Genomic DNA, 15,172 nt, shown 5'->3' on the forward strand with positions numbered 1-15,172 from the left:
AAAGTATAAATACCGCTGCGGGGCGGCGGCAAAAGTCCGCCCTCCGCTTTTTTTAACTCATTAATTATTATTTTTTGAAGGTAGGGCTATGAAAGTAACAGTTAGAGAAACCCCGAAAGGGCTTAATATTTATGTTCCCAAGAAGGACATCGAAGCGCACGTAATCAAAATAGAGCAGGCAGGGGCATGGGGCGGAGTGTTTGAACTTGACAATGGATGGGTTCTGGAATTTCCCGCACTTGAGGAAACACCGAAACTCCCCGCAACATTCGAGGCGAAAGTCCTCTCAAAATAAAGGAATGTACCATGGCTGCAAAATTTGACCACCTGACCGAAGTCGACAGCTGTTCCGAAAATCAGAAGAAAAGCACAGCGGAAAAAGTAAAGAAATGTGCTAAACCCACTCCCGGCGCCACAATGGGCGGATGCGCCTTTGACGGAGCGCAGATTGTGCTTCTCCCTGTCGGTGATGTGGCACATCTCATCCACGGACCTGCAACTTGTGTAAGCCAGAACTGGAACAACAGGGGCAGCAGAAACCTCCACGGTCAATACTATAAAATGGGTTTTTCCACCGATGTAACAGAAATGGACGTTGTATTCGGCGGAGAAAAAAAGATTACGGATAAATGCGTTGAGATAGCAGACAGATACCCTGTTAAGGCGATATTTGTCTACACCACCTGCGTTACCGCCATGATAGGTGACGATGTTCCCACTGCCTGTAAAAAGGCTTCCGAACTCACCGGACTTCCTGTCATACCTGTGGAGTCACCCGGCTTCATCGGCAATAAAAACTTCGGTAATAAAATAGCGGGCGATGCTCTCCTTGAGTATGTAATCGGTACGAGAGAACCTGAAAAAACAACTAAATACGACATAAATATAATAGGCGATTACAATATCGCAGGCGAACTCTGGCAGATGATGCCTGTTTTTGAGGAGCTTGGGATAAACGTTCTCGCAAGCCTTACGGGCGGTACATCTTTTAATGAGATTACATACGCACACAGAGCAAAATGCACCCTTGTGATATGCAGCAAGGCTCTGCTCACTCTTGCGGAAGGACTCAAACGTAAATACGGCATACCCTTCGCCGAAGGCTCTTTCTACGGACTCGGTGAAATAGAGAAAACACTCCTTTCCGTGGCAGATATGCTTGGTTCTGATGAGCTAAGAGACAGGATCCTCAAATTTGTTGAGAGGAAAAACGCAGAGGTTCTCGCAGAGTTAGCCCCTTACACGGCGCAGCTTAAAGGGAAAAGAGTTTTTGTCTACACCGGCGGGGTGAAAAGCTGGTCAACAATCTACCAGCTTGAAGAACTCGGCATGGACGTAATCGGCACAAGCACGAGAAAATCAACTGAGCAGGATATAGAAAGAATCAGGGAACATTTTGAAGGAACACAGAAAATGCTCCTTGAAAAAGGAGACGGACGGATACTTCTGAACATACTTCAGAAAGAAAAGGCCGATCTCCTCCTTGCCGGCGGGAGGAACATGTATACCTCCATCAAAGGCAGGTATCCTTTTGTGGATGTAAATCAGGAAAGGATACACGGTTATGCAGGATATACCGGAATGGTTGAACTGGCAAAACAGCTCGCTTACACCCTCACTTCACCTGTATGGAAAGTGGCAAAAAGCAAAGCACCCTGGGAGTAAGTTTATGGAAACAAAGATAAAAACCGGGCAGACAAACCCGCTTAAAAAGAGTCAGATTCTTGGCGGCAGTTTAGCCGCTCTCGGGATAAAGGGAGCTATGCCCCTCCACCATGGTTCACAGGGATGCACAGCTTTTACCAAGACGTTTCTTACACAGCACTTTCGTGAGATTGTTCCGATGCAGACAACAGCACTCACCGATATAGCCACGATAATGGGTGAGGACTGGAACTTGCTTGAAGGGATGAAAAATGTGATAGAGAAACACAAGCCGGAACTTCTGGTTCTTCTATCCACAGGGATTTCAGATACCAGAGGGGACGACTTTGAAAGAAGTATAAAGGATTTCCGCAAAAAGTATCCGGAATATGCAGTAACAAAAATAGTTTACTGCACAACACCTGACTTTGTGGACGATGCCCACCTTGGCTATACAAACACCTTGAAGGCTGTTTTCAAACAGCTTGCACCCACAAAAATGCAGACAGAGAAAGGGCGTGTGAACATACTCCCCGCATTCGGCATGACCGCAGGAGATATAGACGAGATAAGGGATATTATCGAATCATTCGGGCTCAGACCTGTATTTCTGCCTGATATATCGGACAGTATGTCCGGCAGTGCGGACTTTTTCTACAGCACCGCTCCCGGCGGATGCACAGTGGAAGAGATAGAAACCGCCGGAGCCGCCGAGATGAATATCGCCGCCGGCAGAACAATGGGCGAAATAGCTGAACAGCTTAAAGAACTTAACGGTGTCCCTTTCGTGACATTTGATTCTCTCATCGGAATCTCCGAAACGGACAGATTTATAGAGCTGCTTATGAAACTCAGCGGGAGGACGGATGTCCCCGCCAAAATCAAAAAGCAGCGCAAAATAGCAATAGACGTAATGCTTGACGGACACTTCAACTTCGGCGGCAAAAAATGTGCTGTCGCCATTGAGCCGGATCTTCTTCTCGGCGTATCAAAGTTTCTTCATGATGAGTTAGGCATTACGGTACAAATCGGCATCACCACCTTTAATTCCTCCTTCCTCGGAGAAATTCCGGCGGAAGAGGTTATCAAAGGTGATCTGGAAGATGTAGCCCTAAAGGGGGGAGGAGTCTCCCTTGTTATTTCAAACACCAATGCCCACTTAACCTCGGAGATGATACACGCTCCATTATTGAGGATGGGGATTCCGGTGAAGGACAGGATAGGGCAGTTTATCAAAGTTTACTCCTGCTACAGAGGAGCGGCTTATTTTGCCGCAGAGATCGGGAGCATCCTCCTTGAGCGTGACGAACACGAATCATGGGAGGAACAGACGGAGAACTACAGGAGGAGTTTATGAAGGTAGCGTTCTGTACGAACAGTTTAAAAGAGGTAGACGAACATTTCGGAAGGGCAACCTCTGTTGCAGTTTATGATGTAAACACGGACGGGGCAGAGTTTTCCGAGCTCCGCAGCTTTATCCCCATAGACGCAGAGGAAAACCACAAGGTTGATATTAATACAAAAGTCAGCGCACTTAATGACTGTTCCATACTTTACCTCACTGAAATAGGCGGTCCGGCTGCTGCTGTGGTTGTGCGCAATAAAATCCACCCCATTAAGGTGGATGAAAACGCTTCCATAGATGAGCTTCTGGAAAGTCTGGTGAACAAGCTGAATGACTCTCCGCCGCCTTGGCTGAGAAAAGCGATACAGGTAAAATGACATGGTCGGCATGTCTCTCTCCCAGAGAACAGGTTGGGAGGTCTCAGGCTTTACGGACACGCTTGTTAAGAAAATGAGAGCGTTTGACACATATGGCTCATGGAAAAAGCTTGATGATACTCAGGTTTTGAGCCGTTATGTGAAAAGCAGGGAAGAAAAAAAGAAGATTGACACCTCCGGAGCGGTGGATATTCAGACTGTGTGGCAGATACGCATGTTTTACGAAGCTGTTGCCATGATTGTTGAGGAAAATACCGGTAAGATGTGCTACGCCGCTCTGGATTTAGGTTATGAAGGCTTTGGAAGAGCATTTGTTATAACTGAGGATTTCATACTCTGCTGTGATACCCTCCGCAATGCTCATAGATACCCCCGGGTAAACCCGGGGTTCTATGCTTTCGCCATGCTATCGCATGTTTTTTACAGCTCAATCTTGAGCTGTCCTGAATCCTGTTGCCCTTGCATTTCGACGTAATTTTTAATTACGTCTTCATTCAAACCAATACTGCTAACGAAGTAGCCTGGCGACCACACTATATTTTCATTCCAGTATACTTTTTCTAACCAATCAAAAAATTTTCGCATACGGGAAGCCAATTGGCTTTTTAATCTACCCATAACATCTGAAATACTATATTTGGAAGGAATAATTATAACCATATGCAAATGATCTAAGTCAAAGCCAATGGCTTCTATTTCAACGCCAGGCATACTTCTCAATAAACTGGGCAACGTTTTACGAATATAAGAACAGACACCAGGCTTCAGGATCTTTCGACGGTATTTACAAACCCAAACTACATGATATTTCAAGTAATAAGCACTGTGAGAGGTCTTAATGATTTCCATAGAAAAGTATACCGTCGAAAGGCTCATTCATCCACGCTTAAAAGCGTGGTGTTCTGTCTTCGACCGCATAAATTTGCCTTCAGCTCCCTTGAGGAGCTTGCAGGCTCAGGCGAGAAAAAGACTCTCAAGGCATGTGAGAAGGCCGAGGAACTGGGGCTGATTTAGATATATTCTCTTGGAAACCGCATGGTAAATACAGCGCCTTTACCGCTGTTTGAGGCGGCTATACTGCCTTTCATGCGGTTTTCTATGATCATGCGTGACATATAAAGCCCTATTCCTGTTCCTTCGTCACCTTTGGTGGTGAAGTAGGATTCAAAAATCCGCTTGAGCGCATCTTCCGGAATACCGCCGCCATCGTCTTTTGTTTCAATAATCACTTCGGTATCGGTTTCGGTTATTATAAGGTCTATATTGCCCACGTTTTTTCTTTCCAGAGGGGGCATTGAAGCTCTTTTTGAATCTATGGCGTCACGGGCGTTACTCAGCAGGTTCACCATAACCTGTTTGAACTCACTGGCGTATCCGAAAAGAACTACACTGTCGGGGTCATTCCCTTCTGCAGTGATGTTAACGTTTATTCTGTGTTTTTCCAGAGATGATTTCATCAGTGCTGTTACATCATCAAGGGCTTTCTTAACAGAAAATTCTCCTAATGTTTTTGACGGGGTAAAGAAGGTTCTGAAGTCCTCCACAGTGTGAGCCATGAAATTAAGTTGGTTCATTATTTCTATAACGTATTCACTGAGCTTTTCTTTGGTCAGCTCATTAAAGTCGTAGTCATCTTCAATAAGCTGAACATAAAGACTGGCGGAGTTGAGAGGCTGCTTCCACTGGTGGGCTATTGCACCTATCATTTCGCCAAGGGCGGCGAGTTTTGACTGCTGAATGAGCATCTGTTCCTGCTCTCTGTGTATCCGCTCTATCCTGTTTTTTTCGGTAATGTCCGCTATTGAGTAAATAAAGTGGAGTTTTTCATCATCCATCTTCACAGCACCGGCAGTCACAAGAAGATCAAGGGTTTTGCCGTTATCTGCATTATGCTTCCACTCTGTGGTGTGCGGTGCTTTTTCCCTGTCTGCTTCGGGGAATATATCAAAGAAGTTGGAGTTTTTGAGTATCTTTTCCGGAATGGAAAGAATCTGGCTGAATTTTTTGTTGAATCTGACAAAACAACCTTTTTGATCAACAAGACAAATACCGAAAGAAGCAAAGTCGAATATAAATGAAAGAAGCTGTTCATTCTGGCGGAGGGCAGCTTCTGTGCGTTTTATTTCTGTAATGTCGTGAGCAGTTCCCAGAATATGTAGATTTCCGGATAAATCTTTCTTCACGCGGCTCTGTATGCGGAGAATACGCTTTTCACCGTCTATTCTGTTGATATGGATGTATTCGTCAAAAGTTCCCTTTGCTATTGTTTCTTCCGAACTCATAGTTTGAAGAAGGTTTATATCTTCCGGTGCTATCATATCAAAAAAGTTTTTCTGGGAGAGTATAACCTCCGCCTTGTCCACTCCGAAAATTCTGTAGAGTTCGTCTGAGCAGTCCAGCTTATTATCTCCGCCTGTCCATTCCCAGCTTCCTATTCGTGCGATCTGCTGCGCCTGCTCAAGCTGCTGGCGGCTGCTCTCAAGCATTCGGTTTGTTTTGCGGAGTTCCTCCGTGCGTTCGTTGACTATTATTTCCAGTATGCGGTTTGCGTCTCTTAATATTTTGTGGTAATTCTCTAAATCTGTTATGTCTGTGAGGGAAACTATGTATTCTCCGGCAGTCATAGGGAGAACACGGAAGCTGACCTGAAATGTTCTTACCGCTCCGAAGGGGTCACGCATTTTAACTTTGCTGTCCACACCCATACGGAAGTTCTGGAAAACCTCTTCAAGCCATCCCTGCTCATCATCACCGGTAACAAGCCCCTGTTCTTCCATGAAATAATCAGATAGTTCCTTCTTTTTGCTTTTAAAATCCTCAAGGGATTTTGACTGAAAGAAATCAAGGAAACTTTTGTTGCAGTTGAGCAGAAGTTCTCCGTCAGTTACTATGATAATATTTGACTGGAAATCCAGAATCTTCTGGACATACTCGCTCTTTTTCTCCAGCTCTATCAGAAAGTTTTTTCGTTCTGTAATGTCATCCATGACACAGACCACGTATTCAGCTCTGCCGTCCTGATCAAAGATTACCGAACCGGCTATCCTGCTCCAGAAGTTTCTTCCTCCGGGTGTCTGTATTTTGACCTCTTCCGTTACTGAGTCTCTCTGACCGGAAAAAAGCCTGCCAAAACAATCTCTGCAAACTTCAATATGTTCATCACAAAGAAATTTTTCAAAATCCATTCCTTTGAGTTCATTCTCATCGAGTCCGGTCATTTTACGAAAAGATTCATTTGTGATGAGAATCGACTTATCAGTATTCAGTATTACGATACCGCTGGCGCTTCTTCCAAACACGGCACGCTGAAATGATTCGCTTTCTTCAAGTTTTTTCTGTGTCTCAAACAGCCTTGTCTGGTCGTATATCATCACAAGAGCGTATTTAAGTTCTTTATCAAACGGGGATATTACAACATTCTGCTTCATGTATTCAAAAAGCGAATTTGTAAATTTTGCAGATTTAATCCTGAAAAGCCATCCGTCTGTCCCTGCGTCATAATAAGTATGGGAGCGGAGAGCTTTCATTGAGCGTATTTTTCTTTTAAGCTGCTTTACATTGATTTCAGGAAAAAAGTCAGTAATTTTTTTTCCTGTAACTTGTTCTCTGAAAAGGGAAGTATGCGCCTCAAGCCATTTGTTCCAGAAGTGAACCGTTAATTCATCGTCCAGAATGCAGGCGCCGTTGTATATGGAGTCAAGGAAATAAGAAGGATCGGTCTCAAATTTCATACTGTTCAATATATTTATCCAGAGCTATAAGCAGGTGATCGAAAGAACTCTCCTTCAGAAGAAATATAAGAAGCCCGTTGATCTCCTCCTGCCTGAAATCCAAAACAGTTTCAACTACTATAATTTTGCTGAAATTCTCGAAGTTTTTGTATTCCGCAATCTTTTCACCGCTTTGTTTATCAACAGCGGGCGGGTGGAAGAACACTTCAAGTTCAAGGAGTTCCGCTATTTTACCCACGCAGGCGGATGTAAGAATATTGGACAGCTCATGAATAGAGCTGATGATATCTTCTTCGTCTTCAATGGTTTCATCATTATCACTCATGAATATATCCGCAACTTTTCCTGCGGATTCATTGTCTATGATGAAAATGCTCTCTCCGTCCAGTTTATTGATAAAAACCTGAACGGAAACGTAATAGTTTTTGGTTTTGGATGTTTTGCTGTTGACGTAGTTTTCCAGACCTTCTGTACCTACAACATGAATCTTTGGTACATGGAGATTTGCGTGCGCCTCGATAGAGTCGGATATAATGGCAGTAGCCATACCGTAGGAAATGTTCATTATTTCTGTGAGCGCATCTTTCCTGTCTTCGTTAAGAACATTTATCATACAAATCAGCCGCTATACGAGTTTTGATATTATTTGTGATATTTTCTCTGCAGTTACAGGCTTGTTTAGTATTTCATCTGCACCGAGTTCAGCAACCATCTCGGTTGTCTTTTTCTGTATATCCGCTGTAATTATAACAACCTTTGCGGACGGATTCACTGACTTTATTTCCTCAAGCGCTTCCATACCGCTTTTCTCAGGCATGGTGAGGTCCATGAAAACAATATCCGGTCTGTATTCGGAGTATATTTCAACAGCTTCTGCTCCGTTAGATGCCTCACGGTAGTCAAAATCGTCGGTAAAAGCTGTAGACAGAGACTTAAGAACTCCCTTTCGGGCTATCTTTGAATCATCGGCAATTAATATTTTCATGTGTACCTGCTAAAAATTATTATTAATTTTATGTGATCATAACCTGAGAACGTCAAATGTCAAGTTCAAGATCCGTAAGCCGTTATTCAATCCATATACAGTGTTTATTGATGAAATTAATGTTAAGTTGCAGTTCCCGTTATGCAAATGTATAATAAATAGTGTTTTGGTATTGTTTAAACAGTTTGCTGTTTAAAATCCGTTTCTAAAAAGGTGGTAATGCTATGACTGTCCGCATGAGGGCAATGCTTCTTGTTATAATGCTTATGCTCTCTCTTTCCGCTATTTTTCTGTTTGCGGGCAATTATTTTAATGAAAAATACCTTGATTATTCTTTCCGCAGGTTTGACTCTCAGCTTGCACGTTCATTTGAGTTGTCAGTTGCGGATACCGAACGCCGTTATTTTGATAAGGCTCACAGCCTTTTGCAGCATGGGTCTGTTTTAAAGGCTATTGAAGAAGGGGACAGAGAAAAACTGTTTCTGGAGCTTATACCTTACTACAGGCAGATGAGGGAGGAAGACCCTTTTTTTCACGTTATGCATTTTATTGATAAAAACGGAGTGACATTGCTGCGAATGCACAGACCGGATTATTTTGGCGATAACCTCACGGAAGTGCGTCCTCTTGTAAAAAAAATGAATGAGACACGCACAGAATTATCCGGTTTTGAGCCGGGCAGACACGGAATATTCTACAGAATTATAGTGCCTGTTTTTTCAGGCGGAGACTATCTGGGTATGCTTGATTTGGGGCTTAGTTCTGACTTTGTGATAGAGGATGTTGCAAAACATTTTCAGTTCAGGAGTGCAATCTTTATTAAGAAAAATTTTGCCGAGATTATTAACAGCAGAGAAAATATGGCTGAATCAGGCGGTTACTATATTGCAGGCACCAGTGATCCTGCTTTCAGAGAACAGGAAGCAGATTTTACACCGGGGCGCGGAATGCTGCTTAAAAAAATCGACGGCACCTACTACAGCTTTCACACTGCTTATGAGTTGAAAGAATATTCAGGGGAACCGTTTGCCTATCTTGTTGTGGTGCAGAATATTGATGCGGAAGTGAAAGATTACCGCAATGCCAGATTTTATCTTGCTTTGGTGGTTGTTGCTTTTCTGGTTCTTGCCGCTGTTATTCTGCATTACAGCTTCCGGGTTATGCTCAAGGTTATAGAAGAAGGAAAAAGAACCCTCTCTGCACAGCAGAGGACAGATACCCTCACCGGACTACCGAACAGAAACGCTCTTCTGAATGATTTGCAGGGTCTTTCAGGCTCAATAATGATCCTGATTAATATTGACCGCTTCAAAGAGGTCAACGAGGTTTTCGGAATTGGGGCGGGGGATCATGTCCTTAAGGAATATTCTGCCTGTCTGCGGGATTATATTTCGACCCTTGAGTCAATTTATCCGGAACTTGAGGATATTAACACGCTTTACAGGCTCGGCAGGGATGAGTTTGTAATACTTCTTAAATCAAGGACTGAGCTGGCGGAAAAGATAGCTGAATACATATCATTAAGAACAGATTCGGAACTCATCGACTATCAGGGTATTGAGATTTCTATCTCTGTCAGTATAGGTATTTCAGGCAACAGGGATAAACCGCTCCAGTCCTCTGACATTGCTCTGAAAATATCCAGAGAGCGTAAGCGTGCCTATATGCACTTTGACGAAAGTATGGAACTGAGCCAACACCAGTCAAATAACTTTTTCTGGCTTAATAAAGTTAAACAGGCGATTAAAGAGGATCGTATAGTTCCGTATTTTCAGGGTATAATGGATAATAAAACCGGAGAGATCCGTAAGTACGAATGCCTTATAAGGATGCTTGAACCTGACGGAAGCGTGGTATCCCCCGGGCTTTTTCTGCCCATAATAAAGAAGACCAAGCTTTATCCGCAGCTCACTAAAATTATGCTCCGCAAATCTGTGGAACATTTTAATGGCGGCAGCAACGAGTTCTCCATTAATATATCAACAGAGGATATACTCAATAAAGATATAGTTCTTTACATACAGAGTCTGCTCAGGGAAACCGGTATTGCTTCCAATGTGATATTTGAAATCCTTGAAACGGACAACATCGGCAACTATGAAGAGATAAGGGAATTTATCAGTGAAGTGAAGAGACTGGGATGCAAGGTGGCGATAGATGACTTCGGTACCGGTTATTCCAATTTTACTCATCTGATGAATCTGGATTTTGACTATCTGAAAATTGACGGCAGCCTGATCCAGAACATCCACCGGGATGAATATACAAACAGACTGGTGAAAAGCATAGAAGGCTTCGCAAACGGCATGAAAATCAAAACTGTTGCGGAGTTTGTGAGCAGTCAGGAAATTTTCGATGCGGTAAACGCACTGGGAATAGACTATTCACAGGGATTTTTTATTGCTAAACCAAAGCCGGATACCAAGCCGGACGTCTTTACTTGACTCTGACGTTATTAGGATTATGCTTTATTTGTAAGCTGTTGTGTATTATAAGGCATAAACTGTCTTAATTATAGCGAGTAATGAGGGTGTTTTTTGAGCGGTATGAAAAAAGTAGTTCTTAAGAAAGGGATTAACCTTCCCTTGGACGGGGCTCCCGAACAGAAAATCTATGAGTCGGGAACTGTGAGCAGATATGCTGTCATAGGAGACGATCATATCGGTCTTAAGCCCACTATGAATGTTCAGGAAGGGGATTCGGTAAAGGCAGGAGATTTGCTTTTTACCGATAAAAAGAATCCGGAGGCGAAGTTTATTACGCCTTTTTCCGGCAAGGTTCTTTCTGTCAGCAGAGGTGAAAAGCGCAGGTTTCTTTCTCTTGAAATAGAGATCGACGGCACAGACGGAAAAAGCTTCAGACAGTACAGCCTTTCAGACATTCAGAAGCTTGGTGAAGAAACCGTGCGTAGTGCTGTCAACGAGGCAGGTTTGTGGACATCGTTTATCAGCCGCCCGTTCGGCAAAGTTTCTGCTGTTGATGCCGCTGCGGACTATATTTATGTCACCGCCGCAGACACAAGACCTCTTTGTGCTGATGTGAAGATTGCCCTCTCTGGAAGAGAGGAGTATTTCACGGCCGGAGTGGCTGCTCTTGAAAAGCTTGCAGGTAAAAAGCTTTTTGTGTGTGTTAATTCAGAAGACTCTGTGCCGGTTGTTCCGAGTGCAAAAACGGAATACGCATGTTTCATGGGCAAACACCCTGCGGGACTTGCAGGAACCCATATCCATTTTCTGGCTCCTGCCCACGCAGGCAACCGCACATGGGAAATAAACTGGCAGGACACAGCGGCAATAGGCGAGCTGCTCCTCACCGGTAAAATACCGACGCAGACTGTTGTCTCACTTTGCGGAACAGGGGCGGTTAAGCCGAGGCTTATCAGAACGGTCAGAGGTGCATGGCTTGGCGACCTCCTCAAAGACGAAATCTCCGCAGAAGATGTCCGTGTAATATGCGGAAGCGCTCTCTACGGACGTAAGGCTGTTGCTCCCACTGACTATCTCCACCGATATATAAATCAGGTTACACTTATACCCGAAGGAAGGGAAAGAAAGCTCCTTGGATGGGCTGGTCTAGGAACGGACATGCATTCTGTGAAACGCTCTTTCCTCACCGGGTTCGGCATAGGCAAACCTGTTTTCAATACGAATCTTAACGGCGGTAAGCGTCCCATAGTTCCGGTTGGAAGTTATGAGGATGTGATGCCCTTGGATATTCTGCCTACTTATCTTCTTCGTGCAATATCCGTTGGGGATTTTGAAACGGCGGAGAAGCTCGGCTGTCTTGAGCTTCTGGAGGAGGATTTATCCCTGTGTACTTATGCCTGCCCCGGCAAGCAGGACTATGCGCCTATGCTCCGGCAGGTGCTTGATACCATAGAGAAGGAAGGCTGATGAAAGGGCTGCGTAATTTTCTCGAAAAACATGAACATCACTTCAAAAAGGGCGGTAAGTTGGAAAAGTGGTATCCGGTCTTTGAAATGACCGACAGTTTTCTGTACACTTCACCGGAAGTGACAAAAGGGCACACACACATCAGAGACGGGCTTGATCTCAAAAGGATTATGACCACTGTTGTTCTTGCTCTCATACCCTGTGTGCTTATGGCGTTTTACAACACAGGTCTTCAGGCAAACTATGCCGCTGAAGCGGGCACTCTTTCCGAGGGCTGGCGTCTTGCTGTCATGACAGCATCAGGCGGTGCGGACAGCTCGTCAATCGGCTCCTGTTTTCTGCACGGGGCATTGTATTTCCTGCCTGTTTATATAGTGACACTGGCAGTGGGCGGTTTCTGGGAGCTTCTGTTCGCAGTTGTAAGAAAACATGAAATAGGTGAGGCGTTCCTTGTAACCTCTCTTCTTTTTCCGCTGATTCTTCCCCCCACCATACCCCTGTGGCAGGCTGGTGTTGCGATCTCCATCGGTCTGGTTATGGGTAAAGAGGTTTTCGGCGGAACAGGACGAAACTTCGTAAACCCTGCTCTCATCTCAAGGGCAGTGTTGTTCTTCTCATACCCTGCCGCCATGACGGGAGATAGAGTGTGGATTCCCGCAGATGCAATGACATACGCAACTCCTCTGGGCTCACTGGCACATGGCGGTGAATCAGGTATAACTTGGATAAATGCTTTTCTGGGGCTCATGCCCGGTTCAATGGGTGAGACATCAACGCTTGCGTGTCTTTTCGGAGCGGCAGTTCTGATAGCCACCGGCATAGGCTCATGGAGAATAATGGTTTCAAGCCTTGCGGGGCTTGTTTCTCTGGTGCTGGTGTTTAATGCCGTGGGCAGTGAAACTAATGTTATGATGAATCTTCCTCCCGAATGGCATATAGTTCTCGGCGGCTACGCCTTTGCCATGGTTTTCATGTCAACTGATCCCGTGTCCGCCTCAATGACAAGAACGGGGATGTATATATACGGATTTCTCATAGGTGCTATGACAGCGCTGATAAGGGTCGTTAACCCTGCATTTCCGGAGGGTGCAATGCTTGCGGTTCTTTTCGGAAACGTTTTCGCACCTGTAATAGACCAATATGTTATCAAAGCAAATATAAGAAGGAGGGGGCGCAGATATGCCGGATGTTAATTCAAGAAAATTTACATTTATAGTATCTCTCGTTCTTTCTGTTGTCTGTTCGGTGCTGGTTTCCGCCGCTGCGGTTTCCCTCAAACCGATTCAGGATAAAAACCGTGAACTTGACAGGCAGAGGAATGTTCTCGCTGCTGCAGGACTTCTAGGTGAAAATACTGATATTGAAGAAGCCTTCAGGGATATTTCTGTTCTGGCTGTGAATGTTACGGACGGCAGCTATGAAAAGGAAATTGGCTTTGATACCGAGTTCTTTAAAGATTTCAAGGCTCTCAGTACCGCCTCTTCAACATCTGTGCGTCTTACAAAGGAACAGGATATCGCTGGTATAGCAAGCATATCCAAAGAACAGCCGGTTTATGTTGTCATGAAGGACGGCAAGCCGGATAAAATAATTCTCCATGTTTACGGCAGCGGTCTCTGGTCAACCATGTACGGTTTCCTTGCCCTTGAGGGTGACGGCGAGACTGTGGCCGGGCTGACATTTTATGACCAGAAGGAAACTCCCGGTCTGGGCGGCGAGGTGGATAACCCCAACTGGAAGGCTCAGTGGGTAGGCAAAGAGGTTTACGGCGAAGACGGCAGGCTTAAACTTGGTGTCGGAAACGGTAAAGTTGATCCTTCAAACCCCGATGCAAAACACCTTGTGGATTCTCTTTCAGGAGCTTCCATGACAAGCAGGGGTGTTAACGGGCTGGTGCGTTTCTGGCTTGGTGAAAACGGTTACGGAAAATTTCTTTCAAAGATAGAATCGGAGGGGTTCAATGGCTAGCAGCACGGCAAAAATATTCACGGACCCCATTTTCAGGAATAACCCAATAGCTGTTCAGGTTCTCGGCATCTGCTCTTCACTGGCGGTTACATCAAACCTGAAAACCACTATGGTTATGGCACTCGCTGTTGTTGTTGTTCTTGGTTTGTCCAACTTTTCACTCAGCATAATCAGGAACTATATTCCCTCAAGCATCAGGATTATTGTTGAGATGACCATTATCGCATCGCTGGTTATCATAGCTGATCAGTTCATAAAGGCTTACTTCTTCGAGATAAGCAAACAGCTTTCAGTCTTCGTTGGACTTATCATAACAAACTGTATCCTCATGGGCAGAGCGGAAGCATTTGCCATCAAAAACCCGCCATTCCAGAGCCTTCTGGATGGTCTGGGCAATGGAGCCGGCTACGGTTTGGTTCTGATTGTCGTTGGAACAATACGTGAGCTTGTGGGGGCAGGAAAGCTGCTTGGTATTCAGGTGCTTCCCCTTGCTACCGACGGAGGATGGTACACACCCAATGGTTTGTTTCTCCTCGCTCCGAGTGCATTTTTCCTGATAGGGCTAATCATCTGGGGCGTTCAGCTTATTATTGCTAAAGGGGTGAAGGCATGATTGAGATATATTTAAGCCTTCTGGTTAAATCAATTTTTGTCGAGAACATGGCTCTTGCCTTCTTCCTTGGTATGTGTACCTTCCTTGCCGTTTCAAAGCAGGTCGAAACAGCGACCGGACTGGGTATAGCGGTAATAGCGGTGCAGACAATAACAGTTCCGGTAAACAACCTTATATATCAGCATGTACTTAAGGACGGAGCCCTCGCTTGGGCTGGTCTGAGCGATGTTGATCTTACCTTTCTCGGTCTTGTGACTTATATAGGCATTATAGCAGCTATTGTTCAGGTGCTTGAAATGGGTCTGGACAGGTTTGTACCTAAGCTATACAACGCTCTGGGGATTTTTCTGCCGCTTATCACTGTGAACTGTGCGATTCTCGGCGGAACTCTGTTCATGGTTCAGCGTGATTACACTTTCGGCGAAAGTGTGGTTTACGGCTTTGGTTCGGGAGCAGGCTGGGCACTTGCTATAATCGCTATGGCGGGCATAAGGGAAAAGATGAAATACGCCGATGTCCCCAAAGGGTTGGACAATCTGGGTATTGTATTTGTGATAGCGGGAATCATGGCGATTTCGTTCATGCTCTTCTCCGGAATACAGCTTTAAGGGGAGGC

16 protein-coding genes are annotated in these 15,172 nt (G+C 44.8%); 12 read left to right on the forward strand and 4 right to left on the reverse strand.

Annotation, left to right across the window (positions count from 1 at the left end; all coding sequences use genetic code 11):
• Positions 1–88: 88 nt before the first annotated feature.
• The 5 genes from nifT to ACYRYY_RS14420 are packed head-to-tail and all read left to right on the forward strand — an operon-like array spanning position 89 to position 3,841.
• The gene (gene nifT, locus ACYRYY_RS14400; protein ID WP_460216291.1) at positions 89–295 is read left to right on the forward strand and encodes a putative nitrogen fixation protein NifT; all 207 of its coding nucleotides are present in this window, start codon (positions 89–91) and stop codon (positions 293–295) included.
• 11 nt (positions 296–306) lie between these two features.
• Positions 307–1,665, forward strand: a complete 1,359-nt coding sequence (nifE, locus tag ACYRYY_RS14405) for a nitrogenase iron-molybdenum cofactor biosynthesis protein NifE (protein ID WP_460216292.1) — start codon at positions 307–309, stop codon at positions 1,663–1,665.
• Positions 1,666–1,669: 4 nt separating this feature from the next.
• Entirely contained in the window at positions 1,670–3,001 is a 1,332-nt protein-coding gene (nifN, locus tag ACYRYY_RS14410; protein ID WP_460216293.1) for a nitrogenase iron-molybdenum cofactor biosynthesis protein NifN, read from the forward strand.
• The gene (gene nifX, locus ACYRYY_RS14415) at positions 2,998–3,366 is read left to right on the forward strand and encodes a nitrogen fixation protein NifX (RefSeq protein ID WP_460216294.1); all 369 of its coding nucleotides are present in this window, start codon (positions 2,998–3,000) and stop codon (positions 3,364–3,366) included. Before nifN ends, nifX begins: the two co-directional genes overlap by 4 nt.
• A gap of 1 nt (position 3,367) precedes the next feature.
• Entirely contained in the window at positions 3,368–3,841 is a 474-nt protein-coding gene (locus ACYRYY_RS14420; RefSeq protein ID WP_460216295.1) for a DUF269 domain-containing protein, read from the forward strand.
• Here the strand turns inward: ACYRYY_RS14420 and tnpA are convergent.
• Positions 3,787–4,242, reverse strand: a complete 456-nt coding sequence (tnpA, locus tag ACYRYY_RS14425; RefSeq protein WP_460213869.1) for an IS200/IS605 family transposase — start codon at positions 4,240–4,242, stop codon at positions 3,787–3,789. The genes ACYRYY_RS14420 and tnpA overlap by 55 nt on opposite strands.
• Here tnpA and ACYRYY_RS14430 point away from each other — a divergent pair.
• The gene (locus tag ACYRYY_RS14430) at positions 4,168–4,380 is read left to right on the forward strand and encodes a hypothetical protein (RefSeq protein WP_460216513.1); all 213 of its coding nucleotides are present in this window, start codon (positions 4,168–4,170) and stop codon (positions 4,378–4,380) included. The two genes, tnpA and ACYRYY_RS14430, sit on opposite strands and share 75 nt — an antisense overlap.
• Here the strand turns inward: ACYRYY_RS14430 and ACYRYY_RS14435 are convergent.
• Genes ACYRYY_RS14435 through ACYRYY_RS14445 form a run of 3 tightly spaced genes read right to left on the reverse strand, consistent with a single transcriptional unit; the run spans position 4,377 to position 8,082 of the window.
• Complete coding sequence (locus tag ACYRYY_RS14435; protein ID WP_460216506.1) at positions 4,377–7,097, reverse strand: PAS domain-containing sensor histidine kinase; 2,721 nt, start codon at positions 7,095–7,097, stop codon at positions 4,377–4,379. The genes ACYRYY_RS14430 and ACYRYY_RS14435 overlap by 4 nt on opposite strands.
• A complete protein-coding gene (locus ACYRYY_RS14440) occupies positions 7,087–7,710 on the reverse strand; it encodes a chemotaxis protein CheX (RefSeq protein ID WP_460216296.1) in 624 nt (207 codons plus the stop codon). The genes ACYRYY_RS14435 and ACYRYY_RS14440 overlap by 11 nt, the downstream gene beginning before the upstream one ends.
• A 12-nt stretch (positions 7,711–7,722) precedes the next feature.
• On the reverse strand, positions 7,723–8,082 hold the full coding sequence (locus ACYRYY_RS14445) for a response regulator (RefSeq protein ID WP_460216297.1): 360 nt from the start codon (positions 8,080–8,082) through the stop codon (positions 7,723–7,725).
• A gap of 224 nt (positions 8,083–8,306) precedes the next feature.
• Here ACYRYY_RS14445 and ACYRYY_RS14450 point away from each other — a divergent pair, with 224 nt between their 5' ends.
• The 6 genes from ACYRYY_RS14450 (at position 8,307) to nqrE (ending at position 15,164) form a co-directional block, all read left to right on the forward strand.
• Positions 8,307–10,526, forward strand: a complete 2,220-nt coding sequence (locus ACYRYY_RS14450; protein WP_460216298.1) for an EAL domain-containing protein — start codon at positions 8,307–8,309, stop codon at positions 10,524–10,526.
• 102 nt (positions 10,527–10,628) lie between these two features.
• Complete coding sequence (locus ACYRYY_RS14455; RefSeq protein WP_460216299.1) at positions 10,629–11,975, forward strand: Na(+)-translocating NADH-quinone reductase subunit A; 1,347 nt, start codon at positions 10,629–10,631, stop codon at positions 11,973–11,975.
• Entirely contained in the window at positions 11,975–13,168 is a 1,194-nt protein-coding gene (locus ACYRYY_RS14460) for an NADH:ubiquinone reductase (Na(+)-transporting) subunit B (RefSeq protein ID WP_460216300.1), read from the forward strand. Before ACYRYY_RS14455 ends, ACYRYY_RS14460 begins: the two co-directional genes overlap by 1 nt.
• Entirely contained in the window at positions 13,155–13,943 is a 789-nt protein-coding gene (locus tag ACYRYY_RS14465) for a Na(+)-translocating NADH-quinone reductase subunit C (RefSeq protein ID WP_460216301.1), read from the forward strand. The genes ACYRYY_RS14460 and ACYRYY_RS14465 overlap by 14 nt, the downstream gene beginning before the upstream one ends.
• Positions 13,936–14,556: an NADH:ubiquinone reductase (Na(+)-transporting) subunit D gene (locus ACYRYY_RS14470; protein ID WP_460216302.1), complete on the forward strand. Its 621-nt coding sequence runs from the start codon at positions 13,936–13,938 to the stop codon at positions 14,554–14,556. Before ACYRYY_RS14465 ends, ACYRYY_RS14470 begins: the two co-directional genes overlap by 8 nt.
• Positions 14,553–15,164 carry an NADH:ubiquinone reductase (Na(+)-transporting) subunit E gene (gene nqrE / locus ACYRYY_RS14475; protein ID WP_460216303.1) on the forward strand — a complete coding sequence of 204 codons (612 nt, stop codon included), beginning with the start codon at positions 14,553–14,555 and terminating at the stop codon, positions 15,162–15,164. The genes ACYRYY_RS14470 and nqrE overlap by 4 nt, the downstream gene beginning before the upstream one ends.
• Positions 15,165–15,172: the final 8 nt, after the last annotated feature.

The sequence above is a fragment of the Geovibrio sp. ADMFC3 genome, assembly GCF_054687035.1.

Bases quoted from the DNA above. Each gene is read 5' to 3' on its own strand.
- nifT (WP_460216291.1), top strand. From the start codon at position 89: ATGAAAGTAACAGTTAGAGAAACCCCGAAAGGGCTTAATATTTATGTT.
- nifE (WP_460216292.1), top strand. From the start codon at position 307: ATGGCTGCAAAATTTGACCACCTGACCGAAGTCGACAGCTGTTCCGAA.
- nifN (WP_460216293.1), top strand. From the start codon at position 1,670: ATGGAAACAAAGATAAAAACCGGGCAGACAAACCCGCTTAAAAAGAGT.
- nifX (WP_460216294.1), top strand. From the start codon at position 2,998: ATGAAGGTAGCGTTCTGTACGAACAGTTTAAAAGAGGTAGACGAACAT.
- ACYRYY_RS14420 (WP_460216295.1), top strand. From the start codon at position 3,368: ATGGTCGGCATGTCTCTCTCCCAGAGAACAGGTTGGGAGGTCTCAGGC.
- ACYRYY_RS14430 (WP_460216513.1), top strand. From the start codon at position 4,168: ATGATATTTCAAGTAATAAGCACTGTGAGAGGTCTTAATGATTTCCAT.
- tnpA (WP_460213869.1), bottom strand. From the start codon at position 4,242: ATGAGCCTTTCGACGGTATACTTTTCTATGGAAATCATTAAGACCTCT.
- ACYRYY_RS14435 (WP_460216506.1), bottom strand. From the start codon at position 7,097: ATGAAATTTGAGACCGATCCTTCTTATTTCCTTGACTCCATATACAAC.
- ACYRYY_RS14440 (WP_460216296.1), bottom strand. From the start codon at position 7,710: ATGATAAATGTTCTTAACGAAGACAGGAAAGATGCGCTCACAGAAATA.
- ACYRYY_RS14445 (WP_460216297.1), bottom strand. From the start codon at position 8,082: ATGAAAATATTAATTGCCGATGATTCAAAGATAGCCCGAAAGGGAGTT.
- ACYRYY_RS14450 (WP_460216298.1), top strand. From the start codon at position 8,307: ATGACTGTCCGCATGAGGGCAATGCTTCTTGTTATAATGCTTATGCTC.
- ACYRYY_RS14455 (WP_460216299.1), top strand. From the start codon at position 10,629: ATGAAAAAAGTAGTTCTTAAGAAAGGGATTAACCTTCCCTTGGACGGG.
- ACYRYY_RS14460 (WP_460216300.1), top strand. From the start codon at position 11,975: ATGAAAGGGCTGCGTAATTTTCTCGAAAAACATGAACATCACTTCAAA.
- ACYRYY_RS14465 (WP_460216301.1), top strand. From the start codon at position 13,155: ATGCCGGATGTTAATTCAAGAAAATTTACATTTATAGTATCTCTCGTT.
- ACYRYY_RS14470 (WP_460216302.1), top strand. From the start codon at position 13,936: ATGGCTAGCAGCACGGCAAAAATATTCACGGACCCCATTTTCAGGAAT.
- nqrE (WP_460216303.1), top strand. From the start codon at position 14,553: ATGATTGAGATATATTTAAGCCTTCTGGTTAAATCAATTTTTGTCGAG.